Here is a 25,667-nt window from a genome sequence, read left to right on the forward strand (position 1 = left end):
GCCGCGCACGCCTCGGCTGCGCCGTCCGCGGCGCCGGCCGAGCCGGCCGACGACGTCCCGGCCGCGGGGTGGGCCGCCGTGGCGCCGGGACAGGCACCTGCGGCTCGCGTGCCCGACGCGGCCGCACCGGGGGCGGCGCCCGCCTCCCGCGCTCCCGAGCACGATGCGCCGGCGTCGCCCGACGGCTCTGCTCCGGACACGGCCGGCGCCTCTGCTCCGAACGAGCCCGATGACACCCCGCCGTCGGCGGCTGCGCCCGCTCCCGCAGCGGATCGCCCGCCCTTCACGCTCGAGGGCCTGCGCGACGCGTGGCCGAGAGTCATCGGCGCGATCGAGGAGATCGATCGCTCATCGTGGCTGGTGCTGCAGTCCGCCGCGCCGGCGCACGTCGCCGACGACGTCGTGGGGCTCGCGTTCACGAATCAGGCCGATCTGGGGCGCTTCAAGACACGCGCACCCGACGGATCCGGTGTGAGCGAAGATCTGCGCACCGCGATCGACGGCCTGATGGGCGTGCGCGTGAAGTTCCTCGCCAAGCACGTGCCCGGTGCGGCTGCGTCGGCGCCGGAGCCGCCCGCCCCCTCGGAGCCGCCGTACGACGACGAGCCGCCGGCACCAGACGAGCCTCCCGGCGGGCCAACGGCCGCCTCCGCACGCCCTGCGGCCCCTGCGCGCGCCGACGCGCCCCCGCGTCCGGAGACGAGCGCGTACGCGTCGGCGCCTGTCACGGGCTGGGCCGTCGCTCCGATCCCGTCCGACGATTCGGCGCCGCCGGCTGCCGCCGCGCCGCCGCCCTTCGCCGGCGCGACGGCTCTGGCGGTCGACGACGACCCCGCCGAGGCCGCGGCATCGCCGTCGGCGCGGGCCGCGACGCCCGTGCGCGACGGCGACGTCCTGGCCGCGGAGATCCCGCCTGAGCGTGACGACGAGCCGTCTCCCGCCGACGAGCCGACCGGCCCCCCGCGGGGCCCGACGGTGCAGGCGCGCCAGGTGCGCCTCGACGAAGGGGTGCAGCGCTACGGCGAGGCGGTCGTTCGCCAGAAGCTCGGCGCGAGGTTCCTCCACGAGGAGGAGCACGAGCCACCCACCCGGTTCCAGTAGCAGCTCCCACGAGAAGGACACCCTATGTACGACGGAATCGTCCAGGAGCTCATCGACGAACTCGGTCGCCTTCCCGGCGTCGGGCCGAAGTCGGCGCAGCGCATCGCGTTCCACATCCTCCAGACGCCCTCGTTCGACGTCTCGCGTCTCAGCGACCTGCTGCGCGACGTGCGCGAGCGCGTGAAGTTCTGCGAGCGGTGCGGCAACGTGTCCGAGAGCGAGCTGTGCACGATCTGCCGCGACCCGCGACGCGACCAGGCGCTCATCTGCGTCGTCGAGGACGCGAAGGACGTCTCGGCGATCGAGCGCACGCGCGAGTTCCGTGGCCTCTATCACGTGCTCGGCGGCGCGATCAGCCCCATCGCCGGCATCGGCCCCGACGACCTCCGCATCCGCGAGCTGATGACGCGGCTGGCCGACGGCACGGTGCAGGAGGTCATCCTCGCGACCAACCCCAACCTCGAGGGCGAGGCCACCTCGGCCTATCTCAACCGCCTGCTCGCGTCGATGGACATCACCGTCACCCGTCTCGCCTCCGGCCTGCCCGTCGGCGGCGACCTCGAATACGCCGACGAGATCACCCTCGGGCGCGCCTTCGAGGGGCGTCGCTCCGCGTAACGCGATTCCAGACGACCTGAGATTCCGCCCTAAGCTAGGCGGATGGGCGCCAGCGCCCCCTTACCCGCAGCATCTCCTGGGAGCACAGCAGTGGCATTGATCGTGCAGAAGTTCGGCGGATCCAGCGTCGCGGATGCCGAGAGCATCAAGCGCGTCGCGAAGCGGATCGTCGACACACGCCGCGCCGGCAACGACGTGGTCGTGGCGGTCAGCGCGATGGGCGACACGACGGACGAGCTGCTCGAACTCGCGCGCGACGTCGCCCCGAACCCGGCGCCGCGCGAGCTCGACATGCTGCTCTCGAGCGGAGAGCGCATCTCGATGGCGCTCCTCGCCATGACGATCCACTCGATGGGCCTGGAGGCGCGTTCGTTCACGGGCAGCCAGGCGGGCATGATCACGACGGCCGATCACGGGTCCGCGCGCATCGTCGACGTCACGCCGGTGCGCCTGCGTGAGGCGCTCGACGATGGGGCGATCGTCATCGTCGCGGGCTTCCAGGGATTCAACCGCGACACCCGCGACATCACGACGCTCGGCCGTGGCGGATCCGATACGACGGCCGTCGCGCTCGCCGCGGCTCTCAACGCCGACGTCTGCGAGATCTACAGCGACGTCGACGGCATCTTCACGTGCGACCCGCGCGTCGTGCCGCTCGCGAAGAAGCTCGACACGATCGGCGCCGAGGAGATGCTGGAGCTCGCCGCCAACGGCGCCAAGGTGCTCTACATCCGCGCCGTCGAGTACGCGCGGCGTCACAGCGTTCTCATCCACGCCCGCTCGACTTTCACATCGAACGAGGGCACGTACGTACTCGGTGAGGGGATGGCAGACCCCCGCCTGGCAGAGGGAGAAGACATGACCGACGTCATCGGCAAGGAGGAGCCCGTCGTGGCCGGCGTGGCGATCGACCGCAGCCAGGCGAAGATCACGGTCGTCGGCGTGCCCGACGTCCCCGGATCCGCTTCTGCGATCTTCTCGCGAGTCTCGAAGACGGGCGCGAACATCGACATGATCGTGCAGAACGTGCAGTCCGCGAGCCCCGGCCGTACGGACATCTCGTTCACGCTCCCGAAGGAGCAGGCGCCCGATGTCGCGAAGCAGCTGCAGGCCGAGCAGTCCGAGCTGGGCTTCGAGAACCTGGTGCACGACGACCAGGTCGGCAAGCTCTCGGTTGTCGGCGCGGGCATGCGCTCGCACTCCGGCGTCTCGCTCACGCTCTTCGAGGCGCTCAGTCGCGATGCGATCAACATCGAGATGATCTCGACGAGTGAGATCCGCATCTCGGTGCTGCTGCGCGAGACCGATCTCGACAAGGCGGCGCGCACCGTCCACACCGCCTACCACCTCGACGGCGACGTCGAGGCGACCGTCTACGCCGGCACCGGCCGCTGAGCGCGCCGGCGCCCGACAGCATCATGGCCGCCGAGGTCCGGATCCGGACGGTCGAGCCCGCCGATCGGCACGCGTGGGCCGCGCTGTTCCGCGGGTATCGCGACTTCTACGCTCTCGAGCACGATGACCGTGTGATCGAGACGGTCTGGGCGTGGCTGATGGATCCGCAGCACGAGCTGCAGGGCCACCTCGCGGTCCGAGACGGTCACCCGATCGGCCTCGCGCACTGGCGTCGATTCGCGCGCCCCTCTCGCGGCGGGACGGCGATCTTCCTCGACGACCTGTTCACCGCGCCGGACGAGCGTGGAGGCGGCGTCGGATCCGCGCTCATCGCGGATCTCCAGCGCGTCGCCGACGCCGAGGGGCTGACGGAGGTGCGCTGGATCACCTCCGAGACGAACGTCGACGCGCAGCGCCTGTACGAGCGCATCGCGGCGCGCTCGCCCTTCTTCACCTACATCGCGCCGCCGGCGGGGTGACCACCCGTCGGAGCCGCCGGTAGACTGGCCGCCATCCTGCGCACGGGGACGCCGTGCGCACCGCACGACCCCGAGGAACCCCCATGACGCGCATCGCAGAATCCGGAGTCTCGCTCGCCATCGTCGGCGCCACCGGTCAGGTCGGCGGCAAGATGCTCGAGATCCTCGCGGAGCGCGACTTCCCGATTCGCGACCTGCGCCTGTTCGCCTCGCCCCGCTCGGCCGGGAAGACGCTCACCTATCGCGGGAGCGACATCGTGATCGAGGACGTGAACAGCACCGACCTCGGCGGCATCGACATCGCCCTGTTCTCTGCGGGCGGATCCGCCTCGAAGGAGCACGCACCGCGTTTCGCCGGGGCCGGCGCGACCGTCGTCGACAATTCGAGCGCCTGGCGCATGGATCCGTCGGTCCCGCTCGTCGTCAGCGAGGTCAACCCGCACGCGATCGACGAGGCCGTCACCGGCATCATCGCGAACCCCAACTGCACGACGATGGCCGCGATGCCCGTGCTCAAGGTCCTCGACGCCGAAGCAGGGCTCGAGCGCCTCGTCGTGTCGACCTACCAGGCTGTGTCGGGTTCCGGGCTCGGCGGGGTCGACGAGCTGCGCGGGCAGGTCGAGCAGGCGGTCGCGCAGGGCGACCTGCAGGCGCTCGTACACGACGGATCCGCCGTCGACTTCCCGGCGCCCGAGAAGTACGTCGCGCCGATCGCCTTCGATGTGCTGCCGCTCGCGGGCAACCTCGTCGACGACGGCCTGGGGGAGACCGACGAGGAGAAGAAGCTCCGCAACGAGAGCCGCAAGATCCTCGAGCTCCCCGACCTGCGCGTCTCGGGCACGTGCGTGCGCGTCCCGGTCTTCACAGGGCACTCGCTCACGATCAACGCCGAGTTCCGGGAGGGCATCACTCCCGAGCGTGCGCGCGAGATCCTCAGCGCCGCCCCCGGGGTCGCGCTCGCCGACGTCCCCACGCCGCTCGAAGCCGCGGGCAAGGACCCGAGCTTCGTCGGACGCATCCGCGCCGACCAGGCGGCGCCGGAGGGCAAGGGGCTCGCGCTGTTCATCTCGAACGACAACCTGCGCAAGGGCGCGGCGCTCAACACCGTGCAGATCGCCGAGCTCGTCGCAGCGAAGGTCGGTCAGCCCGCCTGATCCGATGTCGGTGTGCGCGTGACGCACGGGCAAGAACCCTGATTCTTGCCGGGCGCCCGTCGCGAAAGACGCTCAGTCGCCGGGAGTAGGGTGGAACATCGTGAGCGAATCCGTAGATGTCGTGCTCATCGGCGGCGGAGTGATGTCCGCCACCCTGGGCACCCTCCTCAAAGAACTTCAGCCCGACTGGAACATCGTCGCCTTCGAGCGCCTCGGCGAGGTGGCTCAGGAGAGCTCGAACCCGTGGAACAACGCCGGAACCGGCCACGCCGCGCTGTGCGAGCTCAACTACATGCCGAACGCCGACGACCCGAGCAAGGCCGTCGGCATCAACGAGCAGTTCCAGTTGAGCCGCCAGCTGTGGTCGTCGTTCGTCGATCGCGGCATCCTCGATGAGGCCGAGACCTTCATCAATGCGACGCCGCACATGACGTTCGTGCGCGGCGAGAAGGATGTCGCATACCTCAGGCAGCGCTACGAGACGCTCAAGGAGCAGCCGCTGTTCCAGGGCATCGAGTACTCCGAGGACTCGCGCGTCATCAATCAGTGGGCGCCGCTGCTCATGAACCGGCGCCGCGCGGGCGAGCCGTTCGCGGCGACGCGCGTGCCGTCGGGCACGGACGTCGACTTCGGCGCGATCACGCGTCAGCTCTTCCGGCATCTCGAGGGCCAGGGCGCGGACCTGCGCCTCGACACCGAGGTGAAGAAGCTCAAGAAGAAGAGCGACGGCACGTGGGATGTCCGCTATCGCCGCCGCGTCGGCGGCGCCACGGGCACCGTCAACGCGAAGTTCGTCTTCGTGGGCGCAGGCGGCTGGGCGATCAAGCTGCTGCAGAGCGCGAAGATCCCCGAGATCAAGGGATACGGCGTCTTCCCGATCGGCGGCCAGTTCCTCAAGACGACGAAGCCCGAGCTCGTCGAGAAGCACCGGGCCAAGGTGTACTCGCAGGCCGCCGTCGGCGCGCCGCCCATGTCGGTGCCGCATCTTGACGCGCGCATGGTCGAGGGCGAGGGATCGCTGATGTTCGGTCCGTTCGCGACGTTCAGTCCGAAGTTCCTCAAGACCGGGCGCTGGACAGACATCGTCGCGCAGGTGCGCATGAACAACCTCGGCTCGATGCTGAAGGTCGGTGCGACGAACCTCGATCTCGTGAAGTATCTCGTGGGCGAGCTCATGAAGAACTTCTCGAAGAAGGTCGACAGTCTCCGCGAGTTCGTCCCGACCGCGAAGGGCGACGACTGGGAGCTCATCCAGGCCGGTCAGCGCGCCCAGGTGATGAAGAACGGCAAGCTCCAGTTCGGCACGGAGGTCGTCTCCTCGGCCGACGGATCCATCGCGGGCCTGCTCGGCGCGTCGCCCGGTGCGTCGACGACCGTCTCGATCATGCTGGACCTGCTTTCGAGCTGCTTCCCCGATCAGAAGGCCGCGTGGGAGCCGAAGCTCCAGGAGCTCATCCCGACGCTCGGCCAGAAGCTCAACGACGATGCCGCGCTCGCGCGGCAGGCCACAGGAATCACCGCCGAGAAGCTCGACATCCTCGGCTGACCCGCCCGCACAGCCGACTACGCTGGTTCGGTGGCCAAACTGTACTTCCGCTACGGAGCGATGAACTCCGGCAAGTCCACCGCACTTCTGCAGGCGGCCTACAACTACGAGGAGCGCGGCCAGGTCGTCCTGCTCGCCAAGCCCGAGATCGACACCAAGGGCGCCGACCAGATCGAATCGCGTCTCGGCGTGACGCGTCGCGTCGACTTCCTGATCCAGCCGGGCGACGACGTGCGGGAGCTGTTCGCGCGCGAGCGGGAGCGGGTCCGCCGCACGGAGAGCGAGGGACTGTTCGACTCCGATCGCACCGCTGACGTCGCGTGCCTGCTCATCGACGAGGCGCAGTTCCTCTCCCGCACGCAGGTCGACGAGCTCTTCCGCGTCGCGGTCGAGGGCGGCGTCCCCGTCATGGCCTACGGGATCCGCACCGACTTCCAGACGGAGGCGTTCCCCGGATCCCGCCGCCTCCTCGAAGTCGCGCACACGCTCGAGGAGCTCAAGACGATCTGCCGCTGCGGGCGCAAGGCGATGTTCAACGGGCGCAAGCTCGGCGGCGAGTTCGTGTTCGACGGCGACCAGGTGGCGATCGACGCCGCGAGCGCGGCCGTGCGCGATGAGCGCTTCGTCACCTACGAGTCGCTCTGCGGGACGTGCTATCTCGAGGAATCGGGCGGGCGGCTCGGGCCGGATCGACGCTGACCCCATAGGCTGGTCCCATGCGCGTTCTTCTCGCCGGCGGAGCCGGATACGTCGGAACCCACACGGCCATCGCCCTCCTCGAGGCCGGTCACGAGCCCGTCATGCTCGACGATCTGTCGAACACGAGTCGCGTCGTGACCGAGCGCGTCGCCGAGATCACCGGCACGTCGGTGCCGCTCGTCGTCGGCGATGCGGCCGACGACGAGATCATCGAGAGCGTCTTCGACGAGCACGGCCCCTTCGAGGCGATCATCCACTTCGCCGCGCTCAAGGCCGTCGGCGAGTCGGTCGAGCGCCCGCTCGACTACTACGCGAACAACCTCGACACGACCTACGCGCTGCTGCGTGTGGGGCTCGCGAAGGGGATCCGCTCGTTCGTGTTCTCATCGACCGGCACGGTGTATTCGGACCCGGCGGACCTGCCGTTCACCGAGGAGGCCACGCGCGACCTCGTCGAGCTGTCGAACCCGTATTCGAAGTCGAAGCTCATGAACGAGACGGTGCTCGCAGACGTGCAGAACGCGCACCCCGAGCTCAACGTCACGCTCCTGCGTTACTTCAACCCCGTCGGCGCACACGAGTCGGGCCTCGTCGGCGAGGACCCGAAGGGCGTGCCGAACAATCTCATGCCGTTCGTGGCCCGCGTGGCCGTCGGCGTGCTCCCCGAGGTCGGCGTCTTCGGCGACGACTACGACACCCCCGACGGCACGGGGCAGCGCGACTACATCCACGTCGTCGACCTCGCCGAGGGGCACGTCAAGGCGCTCGAGAACGCTCACCCCGGGCTCGTCGCGTACAACCTGGGCACCGGAAACCCGGTCAGTGTGCTCGAGCTCATCACCTCGTTCGAGAAGGCCGTCGGCCGCGAGCTTCCGAAGGCCATGAAGCCGCGCCGGGCGGGCGACCTCGCCGCGACGTACTGCACGCCCATCAAGGCCGAGCGCGCGCTGGGCTGGAAGGCGACGCGCACGATCGACGACATGACGCGGGACGTCTGGAACTGGCAGCAGAAGAACCCCGGCGGCTACGAGGGCTGACGGGCGCGGTGCGACTCGACCCCGTCCTCGTCGCGCTGCGGCGGGTGCGCGATCGCATGGATCGCGAGTACGCGCAGCCGCTCGACGTCGAGGATCTCGCCCGCGGGGCGCACATGTCGGCCGGGCATCTCAGTCGCGAGTTCCGCCGGGCGTACGGGGAATCGCCGTACTCGTACCTCATGACGCGGCGGATCGAGCGCGCGATGGCGCTGCTGCGGCGCGGCGACGTGAGCGTCACGGAGGCCTGCTTCGCGGTCGGCGGATCTTCTCTCGGCACCTTCAGCACGCGCTTTCGCGAGCTTGTGGGGATGTCGCCGAGCGCGTTCCGCGAGCGCGTGAGGACGGATCCGCATGACCTCCCCTCCTGCGTCGTCAAGCGGGCCCAGAGGCCGGTCAGGATTCGAGAAGCGTCGGCGCCGCCTCCCGCCTAACGTGAGCGTCATGACGAACATGACGATTCACACGACCCAGCTCCCGCACGTCGATCCCGAGGCGTCGCTCACCTTCTGGCGCGACGCCATCGGGTTCGAGGTCCGCAGCGACGTCGGGCAGGGCGACATGCGCTGGATCACGGTGGGCCCGGTCGGCGGGACCGACACGTGCGTGCTCCTTCAGCCGCCGTTCGCGGATCCCGGCATCACCGACATCGAACGAAAGACCGTCACCGAGATGATGGCGAAGGGCACCTTCGGCTGGATCATGCTCGGAAGCGACGACGTCGACGCCGACTTCGCGCGGATCCAGGCGCACGAGGCGGCCGAGGTCGTGCAGGAGCCGACCGATCAGCCGTACGGTGTGCGCGACTGCGCCTTCCGCGACCCGGCGGGCAACACGGTGCGCCTGCGCCAGGTCTGATCCTCGTCAGGCGCGGGGTGGCACCAGTTCGAGGTCGTCGAGGATCTGCGCGAGGCGTGCGCGCTGCTCGTCGTCGAGGCCGAGCAGCGGCCGCGGCAGGCACGAGCGCTGCGTCCAGCGCAGACGCTCGGCGATCGCGGCCATGACGCGCACTCCGCCGCCCGCCTCGGCGTACAGATCCCACAGCGGCCGCAGCCGCGCGACCTCGGCGTGCGCCGAGTCGAGGTCGCCTCGCCGGGCCGCCTGCGCGATGCGCACCGCCGGTTCCGGGAGCGTTCCGGCGATCACCGAATACCAGGCATCGCACCCGGCCGCGAAGCCGGCCGCCGCGAACGCGTCGCCGGAGACCCCGATCGTGACGTATCCGGGGATCCTCTCGCGGATCCGCTCGACGTGCGCCGCGGCCTCCTCCGGATCCGACGGGACGCCCGGGATCTTGATCGATGCGATGCTCGGCAGCTGGGCGACGCGCTCGTACATCTCGAGCGAGAATGTGAAGCCGGTCGTGCGGGGATTGTCGTAGACGATGACGGGCAGGTCGGTCGAGCGGGTGATGTCGTCGAACAGCGCGAACACCTCGTCGTCCGAGAGCGGCTGGTACGACACGGGCGCGACGAGGATCCCGGCGGCGCCTTCTCGTGCCGCGTCGTCCGCATGCGCGATGACGTCGCGCGTGCGCAGCGCGCCGACGCCGACGAGCACCGGCAGGTCGCCCGCGTTGTCGATCGCCACGCGCAGGGCCTTCGCGCGCTCTCCGCGCGAGAGATAGGCGTACGACCCCGTGGATCCGAGCGCCGTGATCGAGTCGACGCCGCTGTCGGCGAGCCGCCCCACGAGGGCCGCGTACGCGTGGGCGTCGAGCTCGTCGTCGACGAGCGGCGTGAGGGGGAAGGCGCTGAGGCCGGTGGGCTGCATCTCGTCAGCGTAGCGGCCTCCCGTTTGACCCTGCACTCGCAAGTGCATTATCGTGCACTTCATGGATGACGCCTCCCGCCTTCTCGCCCAGACGATCGGGTCCCGGGTCCGCTCCGCGCGCCAGTCGCGCGGCTGGACTCTCGATCAGCTTGCGGAGGCGTCGGGTGTCAGCCGTCGCATGATCGTCAACGTCGAGAAGGGCGGGACCAGCCCCGGCGTCGCGATCCTCCTGAGCCTGAGCGATGCGCTCGGCATCGGACTGCCCGCGCTCGTCGAACCTCCGCAGCGTGCGGTCGCCAAGGTCACACGCGCGGGGAAGGGCGCCGTGCTGTCGCGCGGCGAGAACGGCGGCGAGGGCATCCTGGTCGCGGGCACGCAGCCTCCCGACGTCCTCGAGCTCTGGGACTGGACCCTCGCCCCGGGTGAGCGCCACGACAGCGAGGCGCACTCCGCCGGCACGAAGGAGCTGCTGCAGGTGCAGTCGGGTGCGATGACCGTCGAGGTCGCGGGGGAGGCGTACGAGCTCGCAGTGGGCGATGCTCTCGCATTCGACGGCGACATCGTGCACGCCTACGTCAGCGACGACGGCGCGCGCTTCATCCTCACGGTGTTCGAGCCGGGAGTCGGATCATGAGGGCTCCCGCGTGGACGCTCGCGGTCGGCGCGATGCTCTCCGTGCAGCTCGGAGCATCGCTGTCGATCGGGCTCATCGCCGCGATCGGCCCCGGCGGCACGGCCTGGCTGCGGCTGCTGTTCGGCGCCGCCATCTTCCTCCTCATCGCCCGTCCGCCGCTGACGAAGGTGCGGCGTCGCGACGTGCCGATCATCGTCGGGCTCGGCTTCACGCAGGGCCTCCAGACGGTGACGTTCCTCGCCGCCATCGAGCGGATCCCCCTCGGCACCGCGGTCGCGATCGAGTTCCTCGGGCCGCTGTCGGTCGCCGCGTTCGCGAGCCGCAGCCTGCGCACGGTGGTCTGGCCCGCGGTCGCCTTCGTCGGCGTCGTCGTCATGAACGAGCCGTGGGCCGGATCCGTCGACGTCGTCGGCGTCGGGCTCGCCTTCCTCTCCGCGATCGGATGGGGCGCCTACGTCGTGCTCATGCAGAAGATCGGCGACCGCTTCGAGGGCGTCAGCGCGCTGTCGCTCACGGTGCCGATCGCCGCGATCCTCGTCGCCGCCGTCGGGGTGCCGCAGATGATCGGATCGTTCGAGCCGATCCACCTGCTCATCGGGGCCGGCCTCGCGGTGCTGCTCCCGGTGATCCCGTGGGCGTTCGAGATGCTCGCCCTGCGTCGTATGAACGCGACCGCATTCGGCACCCTGATGTCGATCGAGCCGGCTTTCGGACTGCTGCTCGGCTTCGCCGTGCTGCACCAGGTGCCGAACGCCCTGCAGGTCATCGGCATCGTGCTGGTGATCGTCGCCGGCGCGATGGCGCAGCGGGGCGGCGGACGCGAGCCCCTCGACGCGGAGCCAGAGGGCGCGGCGGCGCGCACGGGGGAGGGAGTCACCGAAAGCAGGCGCTCCTGCTGAGAGCGGGTGGGGTGGCGCGCCCACTCACGGCAGCAGGGCCCACCCTCGCGGTCAGTAGGTCTCGAGGACCACGGAGATCGTCACGCCGCCCGGATCCTCGATGATGTCGACGTGCTCGGGGTCGATCCCCTCGAGCAGGCCCTCGAGCGTGTGCGTCGTGGGCGCGAGGTCGTCCGTGCAGGACTCGGCGTCCTCGGCGGTGAGGGTCAGCGTCGGGATGTCGTCGACGATGGTCGCCTCGGTGATGGAGGGCACGCACGAGGAACTGCCCCAGGTGACGACGCGCAGGTCGCCGTCGCCCCCATCGAGCGCCACGAGCGCGGCGTCGGTCGGGCTGTCGGGGTGCGCGTAGCCGTCGGGCACGCCGGAATCGGTCGTCCCCACGGGATCCGGCTGCCCGGAGCACGAGGTCAGGGCGAACAGGGCGACGAGCGCGAAGACGGGGGCGACACGGGCGAGAGCAGACGGCATGTGTTCGATCCTGGCACGCGCTCCGGCGCGGCTGCTCCGACACAACGACGTCGATCCTCCACTCCACCCCGCGCTGCCCGCGTAGTCTCGCGGGCGGGCGCTGCACCGGGCGAAGCACTGCCGTCCGTTGTGCATCGGCGATGCGGGAGGTCTCCGTTGGGTCGGGCCTGTCGAAGTCTTCGGCTCAGCGGTCCGCGACGACCTCGACTTTGAACCCCTCGGCGTTCTCGATCCAGCCCGCGTAGTGGTCGGGGCCGCCGGCGTGCGGGTACCGGTCCGCGTACAACTGCACCCAGCCGTGGTCGGGTGCGTCGGCGACGATCGCGTCCACTTCTGTCCGCATCCCGCCGCGGAACGCGAGGTGATTCAGGCCCGACCGACGCCGGTCATGCGCAGGATCCGCGAGGTTCGGCGACTCCGTCAGGGTGAGGTACGCGCCGCCGGCCCGCCACGAGGATCCCTCGGGCCATTCCTGCTCAGGCGAAAACCCGAGGCGCCCCAGGAGCCATCCCCACGAGCGGCGCGCGACGGAGATGTCGTCGACCCAGATCTCGACGTGGTGGAAGCCCGGCATGTGCCCAGTGAAGCAGCCGCAGGATCGGAGATATCCCCTCGATCGGAGGATTCGCGCTCAGTTCTCCGATCGAGGGGATATCTCCGACGCTGCGACGGCGTGCGGGGATGTCTACCGCGCGACGACCTGGCGCTTCGACGAGATGACGCCCGTGTCGAAGCCCGCGAGGTGAAGGCCGCCGTGGAACCGGGCGTGCTCGATCTTGATGCAGCGGTCCATGACGACCTCGAGCCCCGCATCCTCGGCGATCTTCGCGGCCTCCTCGTTCCAGGATCCGAGCTGCAGCCAGAGCGCCTTCGCACCGACCTCGACGGCCTCGCGCGCGACGCCGGGGAGGTCGTCGTGCCGGCGGAAGACATCGACGATGTCGGGCACGACGGGGAGATCGGCGAGCGATGCGTAGGCGGGGCGGCCCAGGATCTCGTCGGCGCGCGGGTTGACGAAGTACACGTCGTACGGCGAGCTCGACAGCAGGTAGGTGCTGACGAAGTAGCTCGCGCGGGCCGGGTTGCTCGACGCGCCGACGATCGCGATCGACCTCGCGCGGCGCAGGATCCCGAGGCGGGATGCGGCGTTCGGGCCCTGCCAGGTGCGGCCCGCGTGCGCGGGGTCGGATCCGCCCGGTGCGGGCAGCGCGCAGGCGTCAGCGGGCGGGGTGAACTCGCAGGCGTCGCTCATCGGCTCTCTCCTGTCGCGGTCGTGAGGGCCTGGTCGAGATCCCAGATGATGTCCTCGGGATCCTCGAGCCCGACGGAGATGCGGATGAGGTCGGCGGGCACGCCCGCGGCAGTCAGCTGCTCGGGCGTGAGCTGCTGGTGCGTCGTCGACGCGGGGTGGATCACGAGCGTGCGCGCGTCGCCGATGTTGGCGAGGTGGCTCGCGAGCTGCATCGACTCGATGACCTGCTCGCCGGTCTCGCGCGCGGCCGCGAGCTGCGCGTCGTCGGAGTCGAAGGATCCGGACGGCCGCACGCCGAAGGCGAAGACGGATCCGGGGCCGAGCGGGAAGTACTTCTGCGCGCGCTCCTGGTGCGGGTGCCCGTCGAGGCCGGCCCACGTGACGAACGAGACGCGCGGATCCGCGGCGAGCCATTCGGCGACGATGCGCGCGTTCGCGACGTGCGCCTCGATGCGCTGGGGGAGCGTCTCGACGCCCTGCAGCAGGTTGAACGCCGACTGCGGGCTGAGCGAGGGGCCGACATCGCGCAGCTGCTCGCTGCGGAGCTTCGTGAGGAAGCCGTACTCGCCGAAGTTGTCCCACCAGCGGATCCCGCCGTACGACTCGACCGGCTCGGTCATCGTCGGGAACTTCCCGTTGCCCCAGTTGAACGTGCCCGCCTCGACGACGACGCCGCCGAGGGTCGTGCCGTGGCCGCCGAGGAACTTCGTGACCGAGTGGATGACGATGTCGGCGCCGTGCTCGATCGGGCGCACGAGGTACGGAGTCGCGAGGGTCGCATCGACGACGAGCGGCACGCCCGCATCATGCGCGACCGCGGCGAGGCCTTCGAGGTCGGCGATCTCGCCGCCGGGGTTGCCGATCACCTCGGTGTAGACGACCTTGGTGTTCGCCCGGATCGCCTTGCGGAACTCCTCGGGGTCGTCGCTCGCGACGAACGTCGTGTCGACGCCGAAGCGGCGCAGCGTCACGTCGAGCTGCGTGACCGTGCCGCCGTACAGCTGCGCCGAGGCGACGATGTGGTCGCCCGCGCCGACGAGCGCGGCGAACGTGATGAACTCCGCCGACATGCCGCTGGCGGTGGCGACGGCGCCGATGCCGCCTTCGAGGGACGCGATGCGCTCCTCGAGCGCGGCGACGGTGGGGTTTCCGATGCGCGAGTAGATGTTGCCGTACTTCTGCAGCGCGAAGAGGTTCGCGGCGTCCTTCGCGTCGTCGAACACGAACGACGTCGTCTGGTAGATCGGCACGGCGCGGGCGCCCGTCGCGGCGTCGGGAGTCCCGCCCGCGTGCAGGGCGCGCGTGCGGAATCCGAACTGATGCTCGCTCATGTGGTCTCCTTCTCGCGGGCGCGTCGGACGGCCTCGCGCACGCCGTCGATCGCCCAGGGGTTCTGCAGGCTCGTGGTGTCGCCGAGCGTATCTCCTTGCCACAGCTGGGCGAGCAGCCGGCGCAGGATCTTGCCCGAGCGCGTCTTCGGCAGCTCGGGGACGCGCACGATGTGCCTCGGCTTCGCGATGGGGCCGATGTCGTGTGCGACCTGCTGGCGCAGATCGGCGTGATCGGCGGACCCGGCGGATCCGTCGACGACGAACGCCGCGACCGCCTGCCCCGTGACGGGATCCGCGACCCCCGTCACTCCGGCCTCGCCGACGGCGGGGTGCGCGACGAGCGACGACTCGATCTCGATCGTCGAGAGTCGGTGCCCCGAGACGTTGACGACGTCGTCGAGGCGGCCGAGGATCCAGATGCAGCCGTCGTCGTCGATCGTCGCGCCGTCGCCCGCGACGTAGTACGCGCCGAACTCGCCGGTACCGGCGTACGGCGCCCAGTACGAGTCGCGGTAGCGCTCCGGATCGCCCCACACGGTGCGGGCCATGCCGGGCCAGGGGCGGCGCACGACGAGCGTGCCCGACGTGCCAGGACGGACGGGGCCGCCCTGCTCGTCGACGACCGCGACGTCGATGCCGGGGAGCGCGACGGTGGCGGATCCGGGCTTGAGCGTCGTGACGCCGGGGAGCGGGACGATCATCGCGGCGCCCGTCTCGGACTGCCACCACGTGTCGATCACGGGCGTCTCGTCGCGCCCGAATCGGCTCCGGAACCACACCCAGGCCTCGGGGTTGATCGCCTCGCCGACCGTGCCGAGGAGGCGGATCGTCGAGAGGTCGTGGCCCGTCGGGAGCGCGTCGCCGAACCACGTCATGAACGTGCGGATCAGCGTGGGGGCCGTGTAATAGACGGTGACGCCGTAGCGCTCGATGATCTCGAGGTGGCGCTCGCGATGCGGGGTGTCGGGCGTGCCCTCGTAGATGACCTGCGTGAGGCCGTTCGAGAGCGGGCCGTAGATCTCGTACGTGTGCGCCGTGACCCACGCGAGGTCGGCGGTGCACCAGTGCACGTCGTCGGGCTTGGCGTCGAAGTGCGCCCAGTGCGCCCAGCTCGCCTGCGTGAGGTAGCCGCCCGACGTGTGCACGAGCCCCTTGGGCTTCCCGGTCGTGCCCGAGGTGTAGATGATGAACAGCGGGTGCTCGGCGTCGAACGGCTCCGGCTCATGCACGTCGCTCGCGGTGTCCACGACGTCGTGCCACCACACGTCGCGCCCGTCGGTCCACGGGACGTCCTGGCCTGTGCGGCGCACGACGAGCACATGCTCGAGGTCGGGCAGACCGCGCGCGGCCTCGTCGGCGGCCGACTTCACCTCGACGGGCTTCCCGCGACGGTTCTGGCCGTCGGTCGTGACGAGCAGCTTCGCGCCGGTGTCCTCGAGGCGGAAGCGCACGGCCTCCGCCGAGAACCCGCCGAACACGAGCGAGTGCACGGCCCCGATGCGGGCGCACGCGAGGGCGATCACGACCGTCTCGACGAGGACGGGAAGGTAGACGACGACGCGGTCACCTGGCTGGATCCCGAGCGACAGGAGTCCGTTGGCCGCTTGGGAGACCCGCCGCTGCAGGTCCGCGTACGTGACGGCCTCGCGGTCGCCGGGCTCGCCCTCGAAGAACAGGGCGACCTTGTCGCCGCGGCCCTCGTCGACGTGGCGGTCGACGCAGTTGTACGCGACGTTGAGGCGGCCGCCGTCGAACCAGCGCGCGGCCGGCACGCTGAGCACTCCGTCGGACCCTGCGACCGGCGGCTCCCACGTGTGTGCGGTGTGCCACGGATCCGTCCACACGAGGCGCTCCGCGGCGCGCTCCCAGAACGCGACGGGGTCGGCGCTCGCCTCGTCGTAGATGCCGGGCCCGACGTTCGCCTGGGCGGCGAACGCGGCGGGCGCGGGGTACGCGCGCGTCTCGTGGAGCCGTGCCTCGGTCATCACACCCACCTCTTGAGGACGGAGCGCTCGACGAGCACGAGGATCGCGTTGGTGACGGTGCCCATGAGCGCCAGCAGCACGATGGCGAGAAGGATCCGATCGACGCGGCCCGAGTATCCGGCGTCGTCCAGCATCCAGCCGAGGCCCATTGATGCGGCGATCAGCTCGGCCGCGACGAGGAACAGCCAGGCCTGCGCGAGGGCGAGGCGGAGTCCGGAGACCACGGACGGGACCACGGCGGGCAGCTGGATGGTGCGGAAGAGCGACCAGCGGCGCAGTCCGAACGACCGGCCGGCTTCGACGAGCTGGGGGTTCACGTGACGGAGCGCGTCGGCGACGGTCGTGTAGACGGGGAAGAACGCGCCGATCGAGATGAGGATGACCTTCGACTCCTCGCCGATCTGGAACCACAGGATGAGGAGGGGCACCCATGCGAGCGACGGCACGGCGCGCAGGGCGACGAGCGTCGGCGCGAACAGGATCGCGCCGACGCGGGACAGGCCCACGATCGCGGAGAATCCGAGCGCGACGACCGATCCGAACAGGAACCCGAGGACGACGCGCTGGAGCGAGATCGCGACGTGCTGCCAGAGCTCTCCGCGCTGGTGCAGCTCGATGCCGGCCTCGACGACCGTCCAGGGGGCGGGGAGTCGATAGGGCGGGACGAGGCCGGTCGATGTGACGTACTGCCACGCGGTGAGGATGAGGATCGGTACGACGAGCCCGCCGACGACTTTCACCCACGGAAGCGACCAGAGGGGCGTGAGCTGTCGCTCCGCCCCTCTGGTCGCGGTCGTGCCTGAGGTCATTCCGTCGCCTTGCGCGCGAACTCGTCGTTGACGATCGTCGACAGCGCCTCGTCGACGGCCTCCTGGCCGCCCTGGATGTCGCCCGACTCGACGAGCACGGGGGCGATGACCTCGAGGACGGCGAGCTGGTCGTCGCCGGGGACGCCGGAGACGTCGAGGTTCGAGCGCTCCTCGATCACGGTCGTGGCCACCTCGATGTCGATGCTCGCGGCGTTGGCGAGCAGCTGCGCTGTCTCGTCGGGGTTGTCGAGCGCCCATGCGCGGGCCTCTTCGTAGGCGTCGACGACGACCTGGACGACGTCCGGGTGGTCGGCGATGAAGCTCTCGGTCGCGTTGAGGAAGCCGTAGGTGTTGAAGTCGACGTTGCGGTAGGCGAGTACGTCGCCCGACTCGACCTCGGCGGCCGCCATGATCGGGTCGAGGCCCGCCCACGCGTCGACGGATCCGCCGTCGAGGAGCGCACGCCCGTCGGCGTGCTGCACGTTCTGCACCTCGACGTCGTCGACGGTCAGGCCGGCCTCCTCGAGCGTCTGCAAGAGGAAGAAGTACGGATCCGTCCCCTTCGTCGCGGCGATGCTCGCGCCCTCGAGATCCGCGGGCTCCGCGATGTCGCTGTCGGGGCCGACGACGATCGCCGACCACTCGGGCTGCGAGTAGATGTCGATGACCTGGATGGGGGAGCCGTTCGCCCGCGCGAGCAGCGCCGCGGATCCCGCGGTCGACGCGATGTCGGCGGATCCGGAGCGCAGGAACTCGTTGGCCTTGTTGCTGCCGGCCGACTGCACCCACTCGACGTCGACTCCCTCGAGCTTCTCCTCGAGAAGGCCCTGATCGCGGATGACGAGGCTCAGCGGGTTGTAGGTCGCCCAGTCGACGGTGAGCTCGCTCGTCGACCAGTCGCTCCCCTCCGCCGGGGCATCGGATCCGGCCGACTCGCCCGCGAGACAGCCGGTCGTCATGAGCGCCATCACTCCGGCGACGGCGGTCGCGGGAATGATTCGGCGGGTGATGGTGCTCATGGGTTCTCCTTGGATGCGAGCGGATTGTGGGTCACGCCCAGCCCGTCGAGCAGGCTGGTGCGCAGGTCGGTGAGGGCGCGGGCGCCGCGGTCGCGCGGGCGGGCGCCGGGGACGGGGACGACGCGGGCGACGGATCCGTCGCGTCGCGGCTCGTCCCGCGCGGTCTCGGACGCGGATCCGTGCGGACCTGCGGAGCCGAGCGCGCCGATGCCGGAGGTGGAGCCGAGAGCGACGACCTTGGCGCGCGGGCGCGCGGGCTCGGCGGCGGCGGGCCCGTGCAGGGTGCGCAGCAGCAGGACGCGATCGGCGAGGTAGAGAGCCTCTTCGACGTCGTGCGTCACGAGGAGGATCGTCGTCGGCTGCGCCCGATGGATGTCGAGCAGCAGATCGTGCATGCGCAGGCGCGTGAGGGCGTCGAGCGCGCCGAACGGCTCGTCGAGCAGCAGGACGCGCGGGCTGCGGGCGAGGGCCCGGGCGAGCGAGGCGCGCTGGGCCATGCCGCCGGACACCTCGCGCGGGCGCTGGCCGGCGGCGTGGGTGAGGCCGACGAGGTCGAGCAGCTCGGCGACGCGCGTCTTTGCCGCGCCCCGCTTCGTGCCGCGCGGCAGTCCGAGGGCGACGTTCTGCGCGATCGTGCGCCACGGCAGCAGGCGCGGCTCCTGGAATGCGATCGCCGTCGCCTCGTCGTGGGCCCGCGCCGTGTCGCCGTCGAGCGTGATCGACCCGGCCGAGGGGGAGTCGAGGCCGCCGATGAGGCGCAGGAGTGTCGACTTGCCGCAGCCGGAGGGGCCGACGACCGCGACGATCTCGCCCGGTGCGAGCGCGACGTCGACGTCGCGCAGCACCGTGCGCGGGCCTTCCTTCGTCGGGAACGTGCGCTCGACGCCGTCGATGCGCACGGCGCCGGCGGGGGCGCTGCGGCGTGCGGAGACGGCGGAATCGGGCATGGCATCAAGGATGACCGCGCGGGCTGACGGTGCCAAAGCGGGCCGCAACATCTCGACACATCGCATCGGCGTCGATTGTCGTCCGCGATCGCGGCGCGCTACTGTGGTCAGACCACATATTCAGGCGGGAGCACGATGGCGGAGACGAAGGCGTGGCGCGTCGTTCTCGAGCACGTCGAGCGCTCGCTGCGCGATGGATCCCTCGGGCCCGGCGCTCGACTTCCCGGCGAACGCGACCTCGCGACGCAGCTGGGCGTCGGGCGCTCGAGTGTGCGCGAGGCGCTGCGCGTGCTCGAGGTCATGGGCGTACTGCACACGGCGACCGGATCCGGCCCGCGTGCGGGGGCCGTCATCACCACGTCGGCCGGGTCGGGCGTCGCGCAGGTGCTGGGGCTGCAGGCCGCGGCACAGGCCTTCGACTTCGACGATGTCGTCGAGACGCGCCTCGTCATCGAGGCCGCCGTCGTGTCGTCGCTCGCGGCGGTCCGTCCCGACCTCGACGAGGCGGCGATCCTGCTCGACGCGATGGACGACGTCTCCCTCGCATCCGACGAGTTCCTCGCGCTCGACGCGCGCTTCCACGGGATCCTCGCGGAGGCCACCGGCAACGCCGTCTTCGGCACGATCATGACGGGACTGCGGGCGGCGATCGAGGCGTACGTGCGCCACGGCGCGCACGAGATCGACGACTGGCCGGCCACGCGCGACCGACTGCAGAGCGAGCACCGCGCGGTGCTCGACGCGATCGACGCCGGCGACGCCGACGGGGCGCGCTCCCGGATCCACGACCACATCAGCGGGTACTACGCGCAGACGCGCGCCCGCTCCTAGACGCTCGACGAGAGGACACACATGGTTCAGCGACAGATCCCGAACCCGGCAGACGTGCTGGAGTTCCTCAAGATCAAGATGCCCGAGTTCGGCAAGGACGCCCGTCTGAAGAAGGCGCTGACGATCTCCGACCTGCGGAGCATCGCGAAGCGGCGCACGCCCGCCGCGGCGTTCGACTACACCGACGGCGCGGCCGACTACGAGCTGTCGATCCAGCGCGCACGACAGGCGTTCGAGGACATCGAGTTCCATCCCGACGTGCTCACGCCGGCCGAGAACGTCGACACGACGACCGAGATCCTCGGCGGATCCTCTGCGCTCCCGTTCGGTATCGCACCGACCGGATTCACGCGCCTCATGCAGACCGAGGGCGAGACCGCCGGTGCGGGCGCGGCCGGTGCCGCGGGGATCCCCTTCACGCTCTCGACGCTCGGCACGACGTCGATCGAGGACGTCAAGAAGGCCAACCCGAACGGGCGCAACTGGTTCCAGCTGTACGTGATGCGCGACCGCGACATCTCCTACGGCCTCGTCGAACGCGCCGCCCAGGCGGGCTTCGACACGCTGCAGTTCACGGTCGACACCCCGATCGCCGGCAACCGCATGCGCGACGCCCGCAACGGGTTCTCGATCCCGCCGCAGCTGTCGCTCGGCACGATCGCCAACGCGATCCCGCGGCCGTGGTGGTGGATCGACTTCCTCACCACCCCGAAGCTCGAGTTCGCGTCGCTGTCGTCGACGGGCGGCACCGTGGGCGACCTGCTCAACTCGGCGATGGATCCGACGATCGGCTACGACGACCTCGCGACGATCCGCGAGATGTGGCCCGGCAAGATCGTCGTGAAGGGCGTGCAGAACGTCCCCGACGCGGTCAAGCTCATCGACCTCGGCGTCGACGGCATCATCCTCTCGAACCACGGCGGCCGCCAGCTCGACCGTGCCCCGATCCCGTTCCGCCTGCTGCCGAAGGTCGTGAAGGAGGTCGGCCAGGACGCGACGGTCATGGTCGACACCGGCATCATGAACGGGCAGGACATCGTCGCCTCGATGGCCCTCGGCGCGAAGTTCACTCTCATCGGCCGCGCCTACCTGTACGGCCTCATGGCCGGTGGGCGCGAGGGTGTCGATCGCACGATCGAGATCCTCGGCAGCGAGGTGCGTCGCACGATGGCGCTGCTCGGCGTCTCGTCGATCGAGGAGCTCGAGCCGCGCCACGTCACGCAGCTCGCCCGGCTCGTGCCTGTGGCGTAGGAGCGCGACGCGCGCGGGCCGACCTCGGTTCGACGGTGGTATCCGGATCGGCTAGACTTATCTGGTTGCCACGGGGTGTGGCGCAGCTTGGTAGCGCGCGTCGTTCGGGACGACGAGGTCGCAGGTTCAAATCCTGTCACCCCGACATCAGCATCAGAGGGCCCAGCCGTTTCGGCTGGGCCCTCTTTTCGTGTCCGGGGCCCGAGAACTGCGGGGCGTGCGATCCGCTCAGGCGGGAGGGGTGCCATCGCCCCTCCTCTCATATATGATGTACGACGTGTCCACGATGCCTGCCTTTCCCGCCTCCCCGCCCTCTCGGACGGAGTTCGCTCTCCAGACGATCAAGCAGCGCATCCTCAGCGGTCAGTTCGCCCCGGGTGAAGCTCTCGTGGAATCGGAGCTCGCTCACGAGCTCGCGATGTCGAAGACGCCGGTGCGCGAGGCGCTCAAGACGCTCGAGACGAGCGGTCTCGTCGTCGTGCAGCCGTACATCGGCGTCCGCGTCCGATCGCTCAGCCAAGCTGACGCGATCGCGATCTACGAGACACGGCTGCTCCTTGAGCCTGAGGCTGTGCGCCGGAGCGTCGCCCGTGGCGTCGACTCGGCGCGTGCCCGGACAGCGCTCGAGGAGGCGCAGCTCGCATCGGACGCGCCCACTCGAAGTCTTGCGAATCGTGCCTTCCATGCGTCGCTCTGGGCGGGTGCACACAACGCCGTCCTCACCGGGATCCTGGAGGGGCTGCGCGACCAGACTGCTCTCGCGGCAGTCGGCACCTGGTCACGTGACCCCAGCTGGCGCGGCGAAGCAGATGAGCACGACCGCATCCTCGCCGCGGTCGAGGCGGCCGACGCCGACCGCGCCGCCGAGCTGACCCGTCGGCACATTGCCGGCTTCCTCGAACGGCTTCGCCAGGGAGGAGCGACTACCTGACAGCGAGGTGCGGCCCGTTCACCGCCAAGATCCCGGACCGCACCTCTGGAACCGTGCTCACTTCGGAGCACACGTCACTCAAGGAGCAACGATGCTTCATCGTACAAATTCTGGGGCGCGCATCGCCGCGCGTGCCCGCCGAAGCCAGATGCGCTGGGCCATCGTGGCCTTCTCAGCGCTCGGTCTCACGATCGCCTATCTCGATAGGGCTGCGCTCAGCGTCGCGCTGCCGTTCATGTCTGAAGAGTTCCACGTCAGCCCCGCCGTGCAGGGTGTGCTCCTCTCGTCGTTCTTCTGGACGTACGCCCTGTTCCAGCTGCCATCGGGGTGGCTGCTCGACAAGTTCGGTCCGCGTGTCATCTATCCGATCGCGGTCGGCTGGTGGTCGATCTGGACCGCCCTGACCGCAGTTGCCACCGGCGTCACCAGTGTGATCGTCTTCCGCCTCGGTCTGGGGATCGGCGAGGCCCCGGTGCAACCCGCGAACGTCAAGGTCGTCTCGAAATGGTTCCCGCGCCGCGAGCGGGCCTTCGCCTCCAGTCTGTTCGATATGGGGCAGCAGATCGGATCGGCGCTGTCGATCCCGGTCGTCACCGCGATCGCCGTGTTCGCCGGGTGGCGGTGGGCGTTCGTCGTCATCGGCGCGGTCGGTCTGCTCTGGATCGTGGGCTGGCTTGCCGTCTACCGCGCGCCGGAGAACCATCGCTTCGTCAACGCTGAAGAGCTCGCATACATTCGCTCTGACCAGGCCGAGATGGTCATGGCCGCCGGAGACGCTCCGCGGTGGCGCGACCTCCTGCGCGACAATCAGGTGTGGGCGCTCATGTTCGGCTATGTCTTCCGCTCACTTGCGGGGGCCTTCTTTCTCACCTGGTACCCGAGCTACCTGCTGAACGCGCGGGGTTTCACCGAAGCTGAGTTCGGCATGGTCGGGGCGCTCCCGGCGGTCATCGGGATCGGGTCGACGGTGCTCGGCGGGATCGTGTCCGATCGGATGCTCGCCTCCGGCCTGTCGCCGAACGTGGCTCGCAAGGTGCCGATCATCGCCGGGCTTGTGCTCAGCGCGTGCATCGGCTTCAGCCCCTTCGTCGAGAGCAACGTCGTTCTCATGGTGATCCTCACGGTCTCGAGCGCGGCTCACTCCTTCGCGGGGGCCGCCATCCTGAGCCTGCCGGCGGAGGTGTCGCGCTCGCCCGAGCAGGTCGGTTCGCTCGCCGGGTTCCAGAACTTCGGCTCGCAGCTCGGCAATCTCATCAGTCCGATCGCGATCGGCATCTTCCTCACCTTCTCGGGCGGCTCGTACCAGGGCCCGCTCGTCTTCGCCGCGATCAGCTGCCTCGTGAGTGCCGCGATCTACGGCTTCTGGGTGCGCATCAAGCCGATTGTGGCCATCTCCGAGGGGACGGACCCCGCGGACGTCAGAACGGAGCACCATGACAACGTCTGAAGAGACGGCCGAGCGCCTTCGCACGGTCGTCGGGATCCCCGTCGTCCCGTACGCACGAGACGGATCTGTCGACCTCGCCCGTGCGGCCGAGCTCACCGATCGGCTGGTTGCCGGCGGTATGACCGCGCTCACGCCCAACGGCAACACCGGTGAGTTCTATGCACTGTCTCCCCGCGAGCGAGCCGAGGTGATGCGCACGGTGATCGATGCCGGCGGCGACCGCGCGGTGATGATCGTGGGGGTCGGGCTCGATCTCGCGTCGGCGAAGGCGGAGGCCGCCGCGGCGGCGGACCTCGGCGCGCACGCGATCATGGTCCACCAGCCCGTCGTGCCCTACATGTCACGGACCGGGTGGATCGACTACGTCTCGGACATCGCGTGTTCCGTCCCCGGGGTCGCGGTGCTGCCGTATGTGAGCTCGCCGGCGATTCGAGGAGCGGATCTCGCGCAGCTCGTCGAGAGAGCCCCCAACGTCGTTGGTGTGAAGTACTCGGTGCCCGACCCGGTGACGTTCGCCGAGACGGTGACCGAGGCCGCGGTCGATGTGCTGTGGATCGCCGGCCTCGCCGAATCGTACGCACCTTCGGCATGGCAAGCCGGTGCGCGCGCTTTCACCTCCGGCCTGGTGAACGTGACCACCGACATCCCGTTGGTTCTCCTCGATGCCCTGCGTGGGCGCGATACGGAGACGGTCGAAGCCACCTGGTCGACCATCCACCGCTTCGAGCAGCTGCGCGCACGCGACCGAAGCGCAGACAACGTCTCGGTCGTCAAGGAGGCCATGCATCAGCTCGGCCTCTGCGACCGGTCGGTTCGTCCGCCGAGCACGGTGCTTTCGGAAGACGACCGGCGCGAGGTCTCCACCATCCTGGCGAGCTGGAAGGCGAGCGCATGATCATCGAACGCGTCACCACCTACCTGCAGCGGGTCGGCGACCGACCGCGCGTGCTGCTGCGCGTCACGACGGACGACGGCATCGATGGGTGGGCCGAGATCTACAACCATGGACCCGATCTCGCATACCCGGCGATTGTCGAGTATCTCGCCGCGCAGATCGCGGGCATCGACGCCACCCGAGTCGCCTTCGTGAACCAGCTTCTCCATCAATCCGCGCGCTTTCCGCAGGGGGCGCTCGGACTCGCCGCGATCGCCGCCGTCGACCACGCGCTCTGGGACATCGCCGCGAAGGCGGTCGGCGTTCCCGTCTACCAGCTGCTCGGCGGACGTGTCCGTGATCGAGTGCGCGTCTACGCCGGCCTCTATTCGGCCCCAGACGTCGACCAGCTCGTCGACACCACTGCCGGCCTCCACGAGAGTCTCGGAGTGGACGCGTTCAAGCTGAGTCCCTATCGACGCAACCTGCACCGGTCACGCTTCGGCCTCGTGGCGCGGGAACTCGGCGACTGGTTCGGAGAGATCCGCGCCACGCACCCAGCAGAATGGGAGTTCGCGTTCGACGCGCATGCGTGCCTGTGGGAACCGAGGCAAGCCGTCGACCTCGCGGCCGCGCTCGCACCCCACGAGCCTCTCTTCCTCGAGGAGCCCCTCCGTCCCGAGTATCTGCCTGCCTGGGGACGGATCCGCAGCGAGCTCGCTGTTCCGCTCGCGACCGGAGAATCTCTCTACTCGCCGAACGAGTTCCTCGGTCTGCTGTCGGTCCAGGGGGCCGACATCATCCAGCCGGATATCTGCGTCGTCGGCGGACTCACTCAGATGCGCAAGATCGCGGCGCTCGCGGAAGCACACGATGTCCCCGTGGCGCCGCACAATCCGCTCGGGCCGCTCGCCACGGCGGCGAACGTGCATTTCGCGGCGGCCACGTGGAACTTTTCGATTCTCGAGTACAAGCCAGACGATGTGGCTTGGTGTCATGATCCCTACATCCCCGTCGACGGACACATCGAATTGCGGCCGGACCGGCCAGGGTGGGGCATCGAGATCGACGAGACGGCGCTGGCGAACGACGACTGGGTGCACTGGGAGCGCCGTGTGCCGGTGCGAAGGGACGGGTCCACGGCATGGATGTGACAGCCGACGCCCAGAGAGCGGAAGCGTCGCTGG

General features: G+C 69.9%; 27 protein-coding genes and 1 tRNA gene. 19 read left to right on the forward strand and 9 right to left on the reverse strand.

What is annotated here, in order from left to right; translation table 11 throughout:
- The 10 genes from KOL93_RS15485 to KOL93_RS15530 all read left to right on the forward strand — a co-directional run.
- Positions 1-1,101: DNA polymerase III subunit gamma/tau domain-containing protein (locus tag KOL93_RS15485; protein ID WP_459558710.1), on the forward strand; the 1,101-nt coding region annotated here is incomplete at its 5' end.
- 24 nt (positions 1,102-1,125) lie between these two features.
- On the forward strand, positions 1,126-1,719 hold the full coding sequence (gene recR / locus KOL93_RS15490) for a recombination mediator RecR (RefSeq protein WP_221586324.1): 594 nt from the start codon (positions 1,126-1,128) through the stop codon (positions 1,717-1,719).
- Positions 1,720-1,809: 90 nt separating this feature from the next.
- Positions 1,810-3,114, forward strand: coding sequence for an aspartate kinase (locus tag KOL93_RS15495; protein WP_221586325.1), 1,305 nt, complete (start codon positions 1,810-1,812; stop codon positions 3,112-3,114).
- A 23-nt stretch (positions 3,115-3,137) separates the two neighbouring features.
- Complete coding sequence (locus KOL93_RS15500; RefSeq protein WP_221586326.1) at positions 3,138-3,593, forward strand: GNAT family N-acetyltransferase; 456 nt, start codon at positions 3,138-3,140, stop codon at positions 3,591-3,593.
- Between the two features lie 83 nt (positions 3,594-3,676).
- Positions 3,677-4,747 carry an aspartate-semialdehyde dehydrogenase gene (locus KOL93_RS15505; RefSeq protein ID WP_221586327.1) on the forward strand — a complete coding sequence of 357 codons (1,071 nt, stop codon included), beginning with the start codon at positions 3,677-3,679 and terminating at the stop codon, positions 4,745-4,747.
- A 100-nt stretch (positions 4,748-4,847) separates the two neighbouring features.
- Positions 4,848-6,293, forward strand: a complete 1,446-nt coding sequence (gene mqo / locus KOL93_RS15510; protein WP_221586328.1) for a malate dehydrogenase (quinone) — start codon at positions 4,848-4,850, stop codon at positions 6,291-6,293.
- A gap of 30 nt (positions 6,294-6,323) precedes the next feature.
- Positions 6,324-6,992, forward strand: a complete 669-nt coding sequence (locus KOL93_RS15515; protein WP_221586329.1) for a thymidine kinase — start codon at positions 6,324-6,326, stop codon at positions 6,990-6,992.
- Between the two features lie 17 nt (positions 6,993-7,009).
- Entirely contained in the window at positions 7,010-8,029 is a 1,020-nt protein-coding gene (gene galE / locus KOL93_RS15520; protein WP_221586330.1) for a UDP-glucose 4-epimerase GalE, read from the forward strand.
- 56 nt (positions 8,030-8,085) lie between these two features.
- Complete coding sequence (locus tag KOL93_RS15525; protein WP_221586378.1) at positions 8,086-8,460, forward strand: helix-turn-helix transcriptional regulator; 375 nt, start codon at positions 8,086-8,088, stop codon at positions 8,458-8,460.
- 10 nt (positions 8,461-8,470) lie between these two features.
- Positions 8,471-8,884: a VOC family protein gene (locus KOL93_RS15530; RefSeq protein WP_221586331.1), complete on the forward strand. Its 414-nt coding sequence runs from the start codon at positions 8,471-8,473 to the stop codon at positions 8,882-8,884.
- 6 nt (positions 8,885-8,890) lie between these two features.
- Here the strand turns inward: KOL93_RS15530 and KOL93_RS15535 are convergent, their stop codons facing one another.
- Positions 8,891-9,799: a dihydrodipicolinate synthase family protein gene (locus KOL93_RS15535; RefSeq protein WP_221586332.1), complete on the reverse strand. Its 909-nt coding sequence runs from the start codon at positions 9,797-9,799 to the stop codon at positions 8,891-8,893.
- A gap of 61 nt (positions 9,800-9,860) precedes the next feature.
- On the opposite strand from KOL93_RS15535, the gene KOL93_RS15540 reads away from it, so the two are divergent.
- A complete protein-coding gene (locus KOL93_RS15540) occupies positions 9,861-10,433 on the forward strand; it encodes a helix-turn-helix domain-containing protein (protein WP_221586333.1) in 573 nt (190 codons plus the stop codon).
- Complete coding sequence (locus KOL93_RS15545; protein ID WP_260406663.1) at positions 10,430-11,332, forward strand: EamA family transporter; 903 nt, start codon at positions 10,430-10,432, stop codon at positions 11,330-11,332. The genes KOL93_RS15540 and KOL93_RS15545 overlap by 4 nt, the downstream gene beginning before the upstream one ends.
- 51 nt (positions 11,333-11,383) lie before the next feature.
- On the opposite strand, the gene KOL93_RS15550 is transcribed toward KOL93_RS15545, so the two are convergent.
- The 8 genes from KOL93_RS15550 to KOL93_RS15585 all read right to left on the reverse strand — a co-directional run bounded on the left by KOL93_RS15550 (position 11,384) and on the right by KOL93_RS15585 (position 19,146).
- Positions 11,384-11,803, reverse strand: coding sequence for a hypothetical protein (locus KOL93_RS15550; protein WP_221586334.1), 420 nt, complete (start codon positions 11,801-11,803; stop codon positions 11,384-11,386).
- A gap of 184 nt (positions 11,804-11,987) precedes the next feature.
- The gene (locus KOL93_RS15555; protein ID WP_221586335.1) at positions 11,988-12,377 is read right to left on the reverse strand and encodes a VOC family protein; all 390 of its coding nucleotides are present in this window, start codon (positions 12,375-12,377) and stop codon (positions 11,988-11,990) included.
- 111 nt (positions 12,378-12,488) lie between these two features.
- Positions 12,489-13,055 (reverse strand): CoA-binding protein, encoded by a 567-nt coding sequence (locus KOL93_RS15560; RefSeq protein ID WP_221586336.1) that lies wholly within the window; start codon positions 13,053-13,055, stop codon positions 12,489-12,491.
- A complete protein-coding gene (locus tag KOL93_RS15565) occupies positions 13,052-14,386 on the reverse strand; it encodes an O-acetylhomoserine aminocarboxypropyltransferase/cysteine synthase family protein (protein ID WP_221586337.1) in 1,335 nt (444 codons plus the stop codon). Before KOL93_RS15565 ends, KOL93_RS15560 begins: the two co-directional genes overlap by 4 nt.
- A complete protein-coding gene (gene acs / locus KOL93_RS15570) occupies positions 14,383-16,371 on the reverse strand; it encodes an acetate--CoA ligase (RefSeq protein WP_221586338.1) in 1,989 nt (662 codons plus the stop codon). The genes KOL93_RS15565 and acs overlap by 4 nt, the downstream gene beginning before the upstream one ends.
- Entirely contained in the window at positions 16,371-17,180 is an 810-nt protein-coding gene (locus KOL93_RS15575; protein WP_221586339.1) for an ABC transporter permease, read from the reverse strand. Before KOL93_RS15575 ends, acs begins: the two co-directional genes overlap by 1 nt.
- Positions 17,177-18,199, reverse strand: coding sequence for an aliphatic sulfonate ABC transporter substrate-binding protein (locus KOL93_RS15580; protein ID WP_221586340.1), 1,023 nt, complete (start codon positions 18,197-18,199; stop codon positions 17,177-17,179). The genes KOL93_RS15575 and KOL93_RS15580 overlap by 4 nt, the downstream gene beginning before the upstream one ends.
- Positions 18,196-19,146 carry an ABC transporter ATP-binding protein gene (locus KOL93_RS15585; protein ID WP_260406664.1) on the reverse strand — a complete coding sequence of 317 codons (951 nt, stop codon included), beginning with the start codon at positions 19,144-19,146 and terminating at the stop codon, positions 18,196-18,198. Before KOL93_RS15585 ends, KOL93_RS15580 begins: the two co-directional genes overlap by 4 nt.
- Before the next feature lie 135 nt (positions 19,147-19,281).
- Here KOL93_RS15585 and KOL93_RS15590 point away from each other — a divergent pair, with 135 nt between their 5' ends.
- The 7 genes from KOL93_RS15590 to KOL93_RS15620 all read left to right on the forward strand — a co-directional run bounded on the left by KOL93_RS15590 (position 19,282) and on the right by KOL93_RS15620 (position 25,634).
- Positions 19,282-19,977 carry a FadR/GntR family transcriptional regulator gene (locus KOL93_RS15590; protein ID WP_221586342.1) on the forward strand — a complete coding sequence of 232 codons (696 nt, stop codon included), beginning with the start codon at positions 19,282-19,284 and terminating at the stop codon, positions 19,975-19,977.
- 21 nt (positions 19,978-19,998) lie between these two features.
- A complete protein-coding gene (locus KOL93_RS15595) occupies positions 19,999-21,228 on the forward strand; it encodes an alpha-hydroxy acid oxidase (protein WP_221586343.1) in 1,230 nt (409 codons plus the stop codon).
- A 71-nt stretch (positions 21,229-21,299) separates the two neighbouring features.
- Positions 21,300-21,373, forward strand: a tRNA-Pro gene (locus KOL93_RS15600).
- A gap of 141 nt (positions 21,374-21,514) precedes the next feature.
- Complete coding sequence (locus KOL93_RS15605; RefSeq protein ID WP_260406666.1) at positions 21,515-22,159, forward strand: GntR family transcriptional regulator; 645 nt, start codon at positions 21,515-21,517, stop codon at positions 22,157-22,159.
- A 91-nt stretch (positions 22,160-22,250) separates the two neighbouring features.
- Complete coding sequence (locus KOL93_RS15610) at positions 22,251-23,606, forward strand: MFS transporter (RefSeq protein ID WP_221586345.1); 1,356 nt, start codon at positions 22,251-22,253, stop codon at positions 23,604-23,606.
- Entirely contained in the window at positions 23,593-24,501 is a 909-nt protein-coding gene (locus KOL93_RS15615; RefSeq protein ID WP_221586346.1) for a dihydrodipicolinate synthase family protein, read from the forward strand. Before KOL93_RS15610 ends, KOL93_RS15615 begins: the two co-directional genes overlap by 14 nt.
- Positions 24,498-25,634 (forward strand): mandelate racemase/muconate lactonizing enzyme family protein, encoded by a 1,137-nt coding sequence (locus KOL93_RS15620; RefSeq protein WP_221586347.1) that lies wholly within the window; start codon positions 24,498-24,500, stop codon positions 25,632-25,634. The genes KOL93_RS15615 and KOL93_RS15620 overlap by 4 nt, the downstream gene beginning before the upstream one ends.
- Positions 25,635-25,667: the final 33 nt, after the last annotated feature.

This window comes from Microbacterium salitolerans (assembly GCF_019720895.1).
Lineage (GTDB): Bacteria > Actinomycetota > Actinomycetes > Actinomycetales > Microbacteriaceae > Microbacterium.